Here is an 11,492-nt window from a genome sequence, read left to right as displayed (position 1 = left end):
GAATTGATGCAAACAGTTAAACAAAGCGTGACAGCGTTATTTTTGGCGGTTATCACCTCCGCCGCCAGCGCACATCCTCACAGCTTTATCAGCCTGAAAACCGAACTGGTGACGGACGGCACACAGCTCAGCGGCCTGAAGATGCGCTGGACGATGGATGAAATCACCTCCGCCGACCTGCTGTACGATGCCGGAAACGCAAAGCCCGGCGACGAGATCTGGAAAAAGCTGGCGGCGGAAGTCATGGCCAACGTGCTGGGTCAGCACTACTTCACAGAGTTCTGGCACAACGGACAAAAGGTGAAATTTCTTAACCGTCCCACGGAGTACGGTATGACCCGCGACGGCCATCAGGCGGTGCTGACGTTTATCCTTCCGCTGGCGCACCCTCAGCCGCTGGCCGGGCAGAAGTACAGGTTTTCCACGTTTGACCCAACCTACTATGTCGATATGCATTACGCCCAGGACAGCGACGTACAGTTGCCAGAAATATTGCAAAAAAGCTGCAAAATTGCCGTGCACACGCCGACGCCCAGTGAAGAGACGCTGAACTTTGCCGTTTCCCTTGATAAAGAAGATGCGCCTCCAGAAGACATGGAATTAGGAAAACAGTTTGCGCAGGAGGTGACGTTACAATGTCAGTGATCTCCTCCCCCGTCAGTAAGCCGCGTCGCTGGCTGCACCTCTGGCCTCTGGCGCTCTTTTTGCTGTTAGCGTCTGGCGGCGCGCTCTGGCTGTGGCAGGCATGGCCGCAGGTGATGATGAAAAGTATCCTCTGGCAGCGGGAAGTTAATCAGCAGATGAGCGGGCTGCTGAAAGCCGTGGCGGAAAATCCGTCCAAAGCGGGCGGCTCTCTTCTGGCGTTCAGCTTTATCTATGGCGTGCTGCATGCCCTGGGGCCGGGGCACGGCAAAATCGTCATCACGACCTGGCTTGCCACCCATCCGTCGAAGCTGAAATCGAGTATCGGCCTGACGCTGGCTTCCTCTTTACTTCAGGGCGGTGTGGCAATTGCGCTGGTCGTGGTCGTCCTTTCGCTGCTACAGCTCCCGGCCCGCCAGCTGCATATGAGCAGCTTCTGGCTGGAGAAGGGAAGTTACGCGCTGGTAGGCTTACTGGGGCTGATTCTCTGCTGGCGGGCGCTGAAAAAATTGCGCGCGTTGCTGCAAAAACCAAAATTCAAAATCTTTACGCCGCATCACGTTCACCATAAAAACTGCGGGTGCGGGCATCAGCATCTGCCGACGCAGGAACAATTACAGAATGGTGACGACTGGCGTGCGCGCCTGATGATTGTTCTCTCAATGGGGATGCGTCCATGCTCGGGCGCAATCATGGTGCTGTTGTTCAGCAAAGTGATAGGTGTATTTGGCTGGGGCATGATCTCGGCGCTGGCGATGGCGGCGGGAACATCTCTGACTATCTCTTCGTTAGCCTTGCTGGTGCACAGCTTCCGTCAGCTGGCGGTAAAACTCAGCGGCAATAAAACGCCGGTATTGTGGCGACAGGTTGGCTGGACGACGCTTGCGCTGGCGGGCGGGGTGATTCTGCTGGTGGCTGCGGTCACGATGTGGATGAGCGCGGTGCCGGTGGGAAGGGGGTTGCGGCCTTTTTAGCCATACCTGAGGGATTTGTAGGCCCGGTAAGCGTAGCGCCACCGGGCTTAACAGACTGGATTAACGCTTCAGCGCATCGCTCAGTTCTTCACGCATGTTTGCCAGCATGGCTTTAACAACGCGCGGGTTACCTGCAACGATGTTGCCGGTAGACATATAGTTATGGCCGCCGGTGAAGTCACAAACAATCGCGCCAGCTTCACGTGCGATCAGCTCGCCCGCCGCGAAGTCCCACGGCTTCAGTGACAGCTCAAAGTAACCGTCAACGCGGCCGGTCGCCACGTAGGCCAGATCCAGTGCAGCAGAGCCGGTGCGACGGAAGTCCGCGCATTCGGTGAACAGTTTGCCGAGGATATTCATATAAGTGGTTGCGTGCTGCTTCGCCTTGAACGGGAAGCCGGTCGCCAGAATCGTGCCGTCCAGATCGCGTGCATTGCTGCAGCGCAGACGGTAGCCGTTCAGCTGCGCGCCCTGACCGCGGGTCGCGGTGAACAGTTCGTTACGCATTGGATCGTAAACAACGGCGACTTCAGTACGGCCTTTGATGCGTACTGCGATAGACACAGAGAAGTGTGGCAGGCGCTTAACGAAGTTGGTGGTGCCATCCAGTGGATCGATAACCCATTGAACATCCTGATCGGTACCTTCATGTTCACCGCTTTCTTCGGTGATGATGGTGTGCTGCGGGTAAGATTTGCGGATCGTTTCGATAATAATCGCTTCGGCGGCTTTATCGACGTTAGTCACGAAATCATTGCTGCCTTTCTGGCTGGTTTCTACGGAGTCTGGGGTTTCGTAGTGTTTGGCAATTACATTACCCGCCTTGCGCGCTGCGCGCACGGCGATGGTCAGCATCGGATGCATCGGTCTCTCTCACTGGATGTTAAAGAACAGGAAAATCGGCGCAGAGTATAGCAGCGGGATCGGATTATGTCTCTCGTTTATGATAATATGCCCGAATATTCTTCAGACACTGAATCCAGACATCTAAAAATTATGCTGCAAAACATTCGAATCGTGCTGGTCGAAACATCGCACACCGGCAACATGGGCTCTGTGGCCCGCGCTATGAAAACCATGGGCTTAACGAACCTGTGGCTGGTTAATCCGCTGGTGAAACCAGACTCTCAGGCTATTGCGCTGGCGGCCGGCGCCAGCGACGTGATCGGGAATGCACAGATTGTGGACACCCTGGACGAAGCCCTGGCCGGTTGCAGTCTGGTGGTGGGGACCAGCGCGCGCTCCCGTACGCTGCCCTGGCCGATGCTGGACCCGCGCGAATGCGGCCTGAAAAGTATCTCAGAAGCGGAACAGGCACCGGTTGCGCTGGTGTTTGGTCGTGAACGCGTTGGCCTGACCAACGAGGAACTACAGAAGTGTCACTACCACGTGGCGATTGCCGCCAACCCGGAATACAGCTCGCTTAACCTGGCGATGGCGGTGCAGGTAATCGCCTACGAAGTGCGCATGGCATGGCTGGCGACGCAGGAGAAACAGGTCGAACCTAAAGAAGAGACGGCCTACCCGCTGGTGGACGATCTTGAGCGCTTCTACGGCCACCTGGAGCAGACGCTGCTCTCTACTGGCTTTATCCGCGAAGGTCACCCGGGACAGGTGATGAACAAGCTGCGCCGTATGTTCACCCGCGCGCGTCCGGAAAGCCAGGAGCTGAACATCCTGCGCGGGATCCTGGCGTCTATTGAGCAGAAGAATAAAGAGTAGTGCAGTGTGTTCGCCGGGTGGCGCTGCGCTTACCCGGCCTACAAAGCCCGTAGGCCCGTGCAAGCGCAGCGCCGCCGGGCAAAAAATACGGCACAGAAGGTTAAATACCTGACTAAAACAGTCAAGTAAATAGTTGACCAATTTAGTCAGGAATGTCAGACTTGGCCCTGCTATGCAATACCCCCATTTTACAATAAAAAACCCCGGGCAGGGGCGAGTTTGAGGTTAAGTAAGACATGAGACTGACATCTAAAGGGCGTTATGCCGTGACCGCGATGCTGGACGTTGCGCTCAACTCCGAAGCGGGCCCGGTTCCGTTGGCTGATATTTCTGAACGACAGGGGATCTCCCTCTCTTATCTGGAACAGCTGTTCTCCAGACTGCGTAAAAATGGACTGGTGTCCAGCGTTCGTGGCCCGGGCGGCGGTTATCTGCTGGGTAAAGACGCGGGCAGTATTGCGGTTGGCGAAGTGATTAGCGCAGTTGACGAATCCGTTGACGCGACCCGTTGCCAGGGCAAAGGCGGCTGTCAGGGCGGCGATAAATGCCTGACCCACGCGCTGTGGCGCGATCTGAGCGACCGTCTGACCGGCTTCCTGAATAACATCACCCTGGGTGAGCTGGTTAATAACCAGGAAGTTCTGGATGTTTCTGGTCGTCAGCACAGTCAGGATTCACAACGCAGCACCCGCTCGCAGGACGCCATCGACGTTAAACTGCGCGCGTAATTAAAAAGATAAGTATTCAGAATCAGGCCGGGGTGGTAACACCCCGCGTACTCGGTCGTACATCCAGCCGGTTGCCTGATTCCTTGCATTGAAGCGATGTACGGAGTTTATAGAGCAATGAAATTACCGATTTATCTCGACTACTCCGCAACCACGCCGGTGGACCCGCGTGTTGCCGAGAAAATGATGCAGTGTCTGACCCTGGACGGAAACTTTGGTAACCCAGCTTCCCGTTCACACCGTTTTGGCTGGCATGCTGAAGAGGCGGTTGATATCGCCCGTAATCAGATTGCTGACCTGGTCGGTGCCGACCCGCGTGAAATTGTTTTCACCTCCGGTGCGACCGAATCCGACAACCTGGCGATCAAAGGTGCAGCCAACTTTTATCAGAAAAAAGGCAAGCACATCATCACCAGCAAAACCGAACACAAAGCCGTGCTGGACACCTGCCGTCAGCTGGAGCGTGAAGGGTTCGAAGTGACTTACCTGGCGCCGCAAAGCAACGGGATCATCGACCTGAAAGAGCTCGAAGCGGCGATGCGTGATGACACCATTCTGGTTTCCATCATGCACGTTAACAACGAAATCGGTGTTGTGCAGGACATCGCCACCATCGGCGAAATGTGCCGTGCGCGCGGCATCATCTACCACGTGGATGCGACCCAGAGCGTGGGCAAACTGCCTATTGACCTGAGCCAGCTGAAAGTGGACCTGATGTCCTTCTCCGGTCACAAAATCTATGGCCCGAAAGGCATCGGCGCGCTGTACGTTCGTCGTAAGCCACGTATCCGCATCGAAGCACAGATGCACGGCGGCGGTCACGAGCGCGGCATGCGTTCCGGTACTTTGCCTGTTCACCAGATCGTGGGGATGGGCGAAGCGTATCGCATCGCGAAAGAAGAGATGGAAAGCGAGATGGCACGCCTGCGTACGCTGCGTAACCGTCTGTGGGACGGCGTGAAGGATATGGAAGAAGTCTATCTGAACGGCGATCTCGAGCAGGGCGCGCCGAACATCCTCAACGTCAGCTTCAACTATGTTGAAGGCGAGTCGCTGATCATGGCGCTGAAAGACCTGGCCGTTTCTTCCGGTTCTGCCTGTACGTCTGCAAGCCTGGAGCCATCCTACGTGCTGCGTGCGCTGGGCATGACTGACGAGCTGGCGCACAGCTCTATCCGTTTCTCTTTAGGTCGTTTCACTACCGAAGAAGAGATTGACTACACCATCAAACTGGTTCGTAACTCCATCGGCCGTCTGCGCGACCTTTCTCCACTGTGGGAAATGTTCAAGCAGGGCGTGGATCTGAACAGCATTGAATGGTCACATCACTAATCGGTACATAAGGAGAATTCAATCATGGCATACAGCGAAAAAGTTATCGATCATTACGAGAACCCGCGCAACGTTGGCTCTTTTGACAACAGCGACGAATCTGTCGGTAGCGGTATGGTTGGCGCGCCAGCGTGTGGCGATGTGATGAAGTTGCAGATTAAAGTCAACAATGAAGGTATCATTGAAGACGCGCGCTTCAAGACCTACGGCTGCGGTTCTGCTATCGCCTCCAGCTCCCTGGTCACCGAGTGGGTGAAGGGCAAGTCTCTGGACGAAGCACAGGCAATCAAAAACACGGACATTGCTGAAGAACTCGAACTGCCGCCGGTGAAAATTCACTGTTCAATTCTGGCAGAAGACGCGATCAAAGCCGCCATTGCGGATTACAAAAGCAAACGTGAAGCAAAATAATTGAGGTTTGAGTATGTCGATTACCCTTAGCGACAGCGCTGCCGCGCGAGTAAGCTCTTTTCTGGCGAACCGTGGTAAAGGCTTTGGCCTGCGACTGGGCGTACGTACCTCCGGCTGTTCTGGTATGGCTTACGTACTGGAGTTTGTTGACGAACCGGCGTCTGATGACACCGTGTTTGAAGACAAGGGCGTGAAGGTGGTGGTCGATGGCAAAAGCCTGCAATTTCTCAACGGCACTCAGCTGGACTTTGTAAAAGAAGGCCTGAACGAAGGGTTCAAATTTACGAACCCGAACGTCAAAGACGAGTGTGGTTGCGGCGAAAGCTTCCACGTTTAACCGCGTTCCGCTGTTATACCGATTAATTCGTGTTGCAGAAAGGCGGCAAGCGAGTGAATCCCCGGGAGCTTACTTAAGTAAGTGACTGGGGTGAACGAGCGCAGACAACGCATCTGCAGCGCGAAGTAAGAAGGTATAACCCCACCGTGGCTTTGCTGCGCGTGGGGTTTGTTCTAACAGGCTACCCCTGAGATTGTTATGGATTACTTCACTCTCTTCGGACTACCCGCTCAATACCCGATTGATCTCCAGGCGCTGACGATCCGTTTTCAGGATCTCCAGCGTCAGTACCATCCGGATAAATTCGCCAGCGGGACGCAGGCAGAGCAGCTGGCTGCGGTATCACACTCCGCAACCATCAACCAGGCCTGGCAAACGCTGCGTCATCCGCTGGCGCGTGCAGAATATCTGCTCTCGCTCCACGGTTTTGATCTGGCGAGCGAACAGCATACCGTGCGCGACACCGCGTTTCTGATGGAGCAGCTGGAGCTTCGCGAAGAGCTGGATGAAATTGAACAGGCTAAAGACGAAGCGCGTCTGGAACGTTTTCTCCAGCGCGTAAAGGGCATGTTCGATACCCGCCATCAGCAGATGGTTGAGCAACTGAACAACGAGACCTGGGACGTGGCGGCAGACACTGTGCGCAAACTCCGTTTTCTCGATAAACTGCGAAGCAGTGCTGAACAACTCGAAGAAAAGCTGCTCGATTTTTAATTTCGGAAGCAATTATGGCCTTATTACAAATTAGTGAGCCAGGCTTTAGCGCCGCACCGCACCAGCGTCGTCTGGCGGTCGGTATTGACCTGGGCACCACCAATTCTCTCGTGGCGACCGTGCGTAGCGGCCAGGCGGAAACGCTGGCTGACGAGCAGGGCCGCCATCTGCTGCCTTCCGTGGTCCACTACCAGCAGCAGGGTCACGCTGTCGGCTTTGATGCCCGCGCCAATGCCGCGCGCGATCCGGCTAACACCATCAGCTCGGTTAAGCGCATGATGGGCCGCTCGCTGGCGGATATCCAGACCCGTTATCCGCATCTGCCGTACCAGTTACAGGCCAGCGAAAACGGCCTGCCGATGATTGCGACATCTGCCGGTCTGCTGAACCCGATTCGTGTTTCTGCTGACATCCTCAAAGCGCTGGCGGCGCGCGCGACGGCGACGCTCGGTGGCGATCTGGACGGCGTGGTAATCACCGTTCCGGCCTACTTCGACGATGCACAACGTCAGGGCACCAAAGACGCCGCGCGTCTGGCGGGCCTGCACGTGCTGCGTCTGCTGAACGAACCGACAGCGGCAGCCATTGCCTACGGCCTCGATTCCGGTCAGGAAGGGGTGATTGCGGTTTACGATCTCGGCGGCGGGACGTTTGATATCTCTATCCTGCGCTTAAGCCGCGGTGTGTTCGAAGTGCTGGCCACCGGCGGGGATTCCGCGCTCGGCGGCGATGACTTCGACCATCTGCTGGCGGACTACATCCGCGAGCAGGCGGGCATCAGCGATCGCAGCGATGCGCGCGTCCAGCGTGAACTGCTGGATGCGGCCATCGACGCCAAAATCGCCCTGAGCGATGCGCAGTCCGTCAGCGTGAACGTCGCAGGCTGGCAGGGTGAGATCACCCGCGACCAGTTCAGCGAACTGATTGCGCCTCTGGTTAAGCGTACCCTGCTGGCCTGCCGTCGCGCATTGAAAGATGCGGGCGTTGAAGCCAGCGAGGTGCTGGAAGTGGTCATGGTTGGCGGCTCAACCCGCGTGCCGCTGGTACGTGAGCGCGTAGGGGAATTCTTTGGCCGCACGCCGCTGACCTCTATCGACCCGGACAAAGTGGTTGCCGTGGGTGCCGCTATCCAGGCCGATATCCTGGTCGGCAACAAGCCGGACAGCGAAATGCTGCTGCTGGACGTCATCCCGCTGTCTCTGGGTTTAGAAACCATGGGCGGCCTGGTGGAGAAAGTTATTCCCCGTAACACCACCATTCCGGTGGCGCGCGCGCAGGAGTTCACCACCTTCAAAGACGGCCAGACCGCGATGTCCATCCACGTGATGCAGGGCGAGCGCGAGCTGGTGCAGGACTGCCGCTCTCTGGCGCGCTTTGCGCTGCGCGGAATTCCGGCGCTGCCGGCGGGCGGGGCGCATATTCGCGTCACCTTCCAGGTGGATGCGGACGGCCTGCTGAGCGTGACGGCGATGGAAAAATCCACCGGCGTCGAATCGTCCATTCAGGTGAAGCCGTCCTACGGCCTGACCGATGGCGAAATCGCCTCCATGATTCAGGACTCAATGAGCTACGCCGAGCAGGATGTGAAGGCGCGTATGCTGGCGGAACAAAAAGTGGAAGCCGCACGCGTGCTGGAAAGCCTGAACGGCGCGCTTGCTGCCGATGCCGCGCTGTTAAGCGCCGCTGAGCGCCAGGTGATTGACGACGCTGCCGCGCGCTTAAGCGTAGTCGCCGAAGGCAATGACGCTGACGCAATAGAAGAAGCCATTAAAAACGTTGATAAACAAACCCAGGACTTCGCTGCTCGCCGCATGGACAAATCTGTCCGCGTCGCGCTGAAAGGCCAGTCCGTGGACGAGGTTTAATATGCCAAAGATTGTTATTTTGCCTCATGCGGACCTCTGTCCGGATGGCGCTGTTCTGGAAGCGAAGACCGGTGAAACCATTCTCGATGTAGCCCTGCGTGCAGGTATCGAAGTGGAACACGCCTGTGAAAAATCCTGTGCCTGCACCACCTGCCACTGCATCGTGCGTGAAGGTTTTGATTCTCTCGCCGAGAGCACCGAAGACGAAGACGACATGCTGGATAAAGCATGGGGTCTGGAGCCTGACAGCCGCTTAAGCTGCCAGGCGGCGGTGACCGATGAAGATCTGGTCGTGGAATTCCCACGCTACACCATCAACCACGCACGCGAGCATTAATATGGGACTGAAGTGGACAGACAGCCGTGAAATCGGCGAAGCGCTCTACGACGCGAACCCGGATCTCGATCCGAAGACCGTACGATTCACCGACATGCATCAGTGGATCTGCGATTTAGAGGATTTTGACGACGATCCAAACGCATCCAATGAAAAAATTCTGGAGGCGATTCTGTTAGTCTGGTTAGATGAAGCAGAGTAAATCACTTAACGGGCTGCCTTCAGGCGGCCCGTTTGCTAATAAGGACAAATAAAATGACCGAAGCGATGAAGATTACGCTCTCCACGCAGCCAGCCGACGCACGCTGGGGCGAGAAAGCCACCTGGAGCATCAATAACGACGGTATTACCCTGCACCTGACGGGTAACGATGATTTGGGCCTGATCCAGCGCGCCGCGCGTAAAATTGACGGCCTGGGCATTAAGCATGTCACTCTGGCTGGCGAAGGCTGGGACACAGACCGCAGCTGGGCTTTCTGGGCGGGTTACAAAGGCCCGAAAGGCACCCGTAAAATTGAGTGGGCGAACCTCGATGAAGCCGGTCAGAAAGAGCTGGAAAGCCGCCTGAAAATTATCGACTGGGTGCGCGACACCATCAACGCCCCGGCGGAAGAGTTGGGGCCTGAGCAGCTGGCGCAGCGCGCGGTTGACCTGCTGTGCGGCGTGGCGGACGACAAGATGTCCTACCGCATCACCAAAGGTGAAGACCTGCGCGAACAAAATTACATGGGTATCCACACCGTGGGTCGTGGCTCCGAGCGTCCTCCGGTCCTGCTGGCGCTGGATTACAACCCAACCGGCGATAAAGAAGCGCCGGTCTTTGCCTGTCTGGTCGGGAAAGGTATCACCTTCGATACCGGCGGTTACAGCCTGAAGCAGAGCGCGTTCATGGATTCCATGAAGTCCGACATGGGCGGCGCGGCGACCATTACCGGCGCGCTGGCGTTCGCCATCACCCGTGGTCTGAACAAGCGCGTGAAGCTCTACCTGTGCTGCGCGGATAACATGGTGAGTGGCAACGCCTTCAAGCTGGGCGACATCATTCGCTACCGCAACGGTAAAAATGTTGAGGTGATGAACACCGATGCCGAAGGCCGTCTGGTGCTGGCCGATGGCCTGATCGACGCCTCTGCGCAGAAGCCGGAGCTGATTATCGACATGGCGACCCTGACCGGCGCGGCGAAAACTGCCCTTGGCAACGATTACCATGCGCTGTTCAGCTTCGACGACAAGCTGGCCGCTCGCCTGCTGGCCAGCGCGGCGGCGGAAAACGAGCCGTTCTGGCGTCTGCCGCTGGCCGAGTTCCACCGCAGCCAGCTGCCGTCTAACTTCGCCGAGCTGAACAACACCGCGAGCGCGGCGTACCCGGCGGGGGCCAGTACCGCAGCAGGCTTCCTGTCTCACTTCGTTGAGAACTACCATGAAGGCTGGCTGCACATTGACTGCTCCGCAACCTACCGTAAAGCGGCGGTTGAGCAGTGGTCCGCAGGCGCAACCGGTCTGGGTGTGCGTACCGTGGCGAACCTGCTGACGGCTGAGTGATCTTTTTTGCCGGGTGGCGCTACGCTTACCCGGCCTACAAAACCCGTAGGCCCGTGCAAGCGTTGCGCCGCCGGGCAATTGTGAAGTAGCCAAACTATGTCAGAAACCAAAAACGAATTAGAAACCCTGCTGGAGCAGGCGGCGACCGAGCCCGCCCACCGTCCGGCCTTTTTCCGCACGCTGCTGGAATCCACCGTCTGGGTGCCGGGCACCGCCGCGGAAGGGGAGCAGGTTGTCGAAGACAGCGCGCTGGATCTGCTGCACTGGGAGAAAGACGACGGCACGTCGGTGATCCCGTTCTTTACCTCGCTCGAGGCCTTGCAGGAAGCGGTAGAAGACGAACAGGCGTTCGTGGTGATGCCGGTGCGCACGCTGTTCGAAATGACCCTGGGGCAGACGCTGTTCCTCAACGCCAAACTGCCGGCCGGGAAAGAGTTCACTCCGCGTGAAATCAGCCATCTGATTGGTGACGAGGGCAACCCGCTCAGCACCCAGGAGGTGCTGGAAGGGGGCGAAACGCTGCTGCTGTCTGAAGTGGCTGAGCCGCCCGCGCAGATGATTGACTCCCTGACCACGCTGTTTAAAACCATCAAGCCGGTAAAACGCGCGTTCCTCTGCTCCATCAAAGAGAGCGCTGACGAAAAGCCTGTTCTGCTGATTGGAATTGAGGCCGATGGCGATATCGACGAGATCATCCAGGCGGCGGGAAGCGTAGCGACCGACACGCTCCCGGGCGATGAGCCGATTGATATCTGTCAGGTGAAGAAAGGTGAGCAGGGCATCAGCCACTTTATTACCGAGCACATCACCCCGTTCTACGAGCGTCGCTGGGGCGGCTTCCTGCGCGATCTCAAGACCAACCGCATTATCTGATTACGGCGGGGTGAC

General features: G+C 57.2%; 14 protein-coding genes. 13 read left to right on the top strand and 1 reads right to left on the bottom strand.

Features of this window, described 5'->3' with window-relative positions; all coding sequences use genetic code 11:
* The first annotated feature begins 6 nt into the window (after positions 1-6).
* Positions 7-645, top strand: coding sequence for a DUF1007 family protein (locus L2Y28_RS16150; RefSeq protein ID WP_022649022.1), 639 nt, complete (start codon positions 7-9; stop codon positions 643-645).
* Positions 636-1,616, top strand: coding sequence for a nickel/cobalt transporter (locus L2Y28_RS16145; RefSeq protein WP_022649021.1), 981 nt, complete (start codon positions 636-638; stop codon positions 1,614-1,616). Before L2Y28_RS16150 ends, L2Y28_RS16145 begins: the two co-directional genes overlap by 10 nt.
* Positions 1,617-1,676: 60 nt before the next feature.
* Here the strand turns inward: L2Y28_RS16145 and suhB are convergent, their stop codons facing one another.
* A complete protein-coding gene (gene suhB, locus L2Y28_RS16140) occupies positions 1,677-2,480 on the bottom strand; it encodes an inositol-1-monophosphatase (protein WP_022649020.1) in 804 nt (267 codons plus the stop codon).
* A 132-nt stretch (positions 2,481-2,612) separates the two neighbouring features.
* Between suhB and trmJ the strand changes: the two genes are divergently transcribed.
* The 11 genes from trmJ to sseB all read left to right on the top strand — a co-directional run bounded on the left by trmJ (position 2,613) and on the right by sseB (position 11,477).
* Complete coding sequence (gene trmJ / locus L2Y28_RS16135) at positions 2,613-3,338, top strand: tRNA (cytosine(32)/uridine(32)-2'-O)-methyltransferase TrmJ (protein ID WP_032622388.1); 726 nt, start codon at positions 2,613-2,615, stop codon at positions 3,336-3,338.
* A gap of 236 nt (positions 3,339-3,574) precedes the next feature.
* Entirely contained in the window at positions 3,575-4,066 is a 492-nt protein-coding gene (gene iscR, locus L2Y28_RS16130) for a Fe-S cluster assembly transcriptional regulator IscR (protein WP_022649018.1), read from the top strand.
* Between the two features lie 117 nt (positions 4,067-4,183).
* Positions 4,184-5,398, top strand: a complete 1,215-nt coding sequence (gene iscS / locus L2Y28_RS16125; RefSeq protein WP_006176692.1) for a cysteine desulfurase — start codon at positions 4,184-4,186, stop codon at positions 5,396-5,398.
* Between the two features lie 24 nt (positions 5,399-5,422).
* On the top strand, positions 5,423-5,809 hold the full coding sequence (gene iscU / locus L2Y28_RS16120) for a Fe-S cluster assembly scaffold IscU (RefSeq protein WP_003860661.1): 387 nt from the start codon (positions 5,423-5,425) through the stop codon (positions 5,807-5,809).
* A 13-nt stretch (positions 5,810-5,822) separates the two neighbouring features.
* Positions 5,823-6,146: an iron-sulfur cluster assembly protein IscA gene (gene iscA, locus L2Y28_RS16115; RefSeq protein WP_003860659.1), complete on the top strand. Its 324-nt coding sequence runs from the start codon at positions 5,823-5,825 to the stop codon at positions 6,144-6,146.
* A 198-nt stretch (positions 6,147-6,344) separates the two neighbouring features.
* A complete protein-coding gene (gene hscB / locus L2Y28_RS16110; RefSeq protein WP_022649017.1) occupies positions 6,345-6,860 on the top strand; it encodes a co-chaperone HscB in 516 nt (171 codons plus the stop codon).
* A 14-nt stretch (positions 6,861-6,874) separates the two neighbouring features.
* Positions 6,875-8,725: a Fe-S protein assembly chaperone HscA gene (gene hscA, locus L2Y28_RS16105; protein ID WP_022649016.1), complete on the top strand. Its 1,851-nt coding sequence runs from the start codon at positions 6,875-6,877 to the stop codon at positions 8,723-8,725.
* Between the two features lies 1 nt (position 8,726).
* A complete protein-coding gene (fdx, locus tag L2Y28_RS16100) occupies positions 8,727-9,062 on the top strand; it encodes an ISC system 2Fe-2S type ferredoxin (RefSeq protein ID WP_003860652.1) in 336 nt (111 codons plus the stop codon).
* Position 9,063: 1 nt separating this feature from the next.
* A complete protein-coding gene (gene iscX / locus L2Y28_RS16095; RefSeq protein ID WP_003860650.1) occupies positions 9,064-9,264 on the top strand; it encodes a Fe-S cluster assembly protein IscX in 201 nt (66 codons plus the stop codon).
* A 53-nt stretch (positions 9,265-9,317) separates the two neighbouring features.
* Positions 9,318-10,604: an aminopeptidase PepB gene (gene pepB / locus L2Y28_RS16090; protein WP_022649015.1), complete on the top strand. Its 1,287-nt coding sequence runs from the start codon at positions 9,318-9,320 to the stop codon at positions 10,602-10,604.
* Positions 10,605-10,700: 96 nt separating this feature from the next.
* Positions 10,701-11,477: an enhanced serine sensitivity protein SseB gene (gene sseB / locus L2Y28_RS16085; protein WP_022649014.1), complete on the top strand. Its 777-nt coding sequence runs from the start codon at positions 10,701-10,703 to the stop codon at positions 11,475-11,477.
* The last annotated feature ends 15 nt before the right edge of the window (positions 11,478-11,492 follow it).

This window comes from Enterobacter sp. JH25 (assembly GCF_021725435.1).
GTDB classification, from domain to species: Bacteria; Pseudomonadota; Gammaproteobacteria; order Enterobacterales; family Enterobacteriaceae; genus Enterobacter; species Enterobacter intestinihominis.
The sequence above is the reverse complement of the archived record's forward strand: the minus strand, read 5'-3'. Positions and strand labels throughout refer to the sequence as shown.